This is a genomic window from Rathayibacter sp. AY1F6, from assembly GCF_002932035.1.
Taxonomy (GTDB): domain Bacteria; phylum Actinomycetota; class Actinomycetes; order Actinomycetales; family Microbacteriaceae; genus Rathayibacter.
Window position 1 is genome coordinate 1 of record NZ_PSVD01000046.1, and the last position, 732, is coordinate 732.

A 732-nucleotide genomic window follows, 5' to 3' on the forward strand; every position below is an offset into this window, starting at 1 on the left:
TCCGCAAGCTCGCGAAGGACCTCGACGTCGACCTCCTCGAGGTGCAGGCCACCGGCCTCGCCGGCGAGGTCACCCGCGACGACGTCATCCGCCACGCCTCCCAGGCCAGCGTCTTCCGCAACATCCAGACCCCCGCCTGGGGCGACGACCGCGAGGAGCGCATCCCCGTGCGCGGCGTCCGCAAGGCGATCGCCGCCGCGATGTCGACGAGCGCGTTCACCGCGCCCCACGTCAGCGTCTTCGTCGACGTCGACGCGACCCGCACCATGGAGTTCGTCAAGCGCCTCAAGAACTCGCCCGACTTCGCCGGCGTCAAGGTCTCGCCGCTGCTCATCATGGCCAAGGCCATCATCTGGGCCGTCCGCCGCAACCCCACCGTCAACTCCGCCTGGACCGACACCGAGATCGTCGTCCGCCACTACGTCAACCTCGGCATCGCCGCGGCCACCCCGCGCGGACTGCTCGTCCCCAACGTCAAGGACGCCCAGTCGATGAGCCTCCTCGAACTGGCCCAGGCCCTCGAGAAGCTCACCCTCGACGCCCGCGACGGCAAGACCACCGCCGCCGACATGCAGAACGGCACCATCACCATCACCAACATCGGCGTGTTCGGGATGGACACGGGCACCCCGATCCTGAACCCCGGCGAAGTCGCGATCATCGCCCTCGGCACGATCAAGCAGAAGCCCTGGGTCGTCGACGGCGAGGTCCGCCCCCGCTTCGTCACCACGG

At 69.3% G+C, this 732-nt stretch carries 1 protein-coding gene; it reads left to right on the forward strand.

Annotated features, from left to right (window positions below):
- A partial coding sequence (locus C5C44_RS16615; RefSeq protein ID WP_146084376.1) for a dihydrolipoamide acetyltransferase family protein occupies positions 1-732 on the forward strand: 732 nt, incomplete at both ends.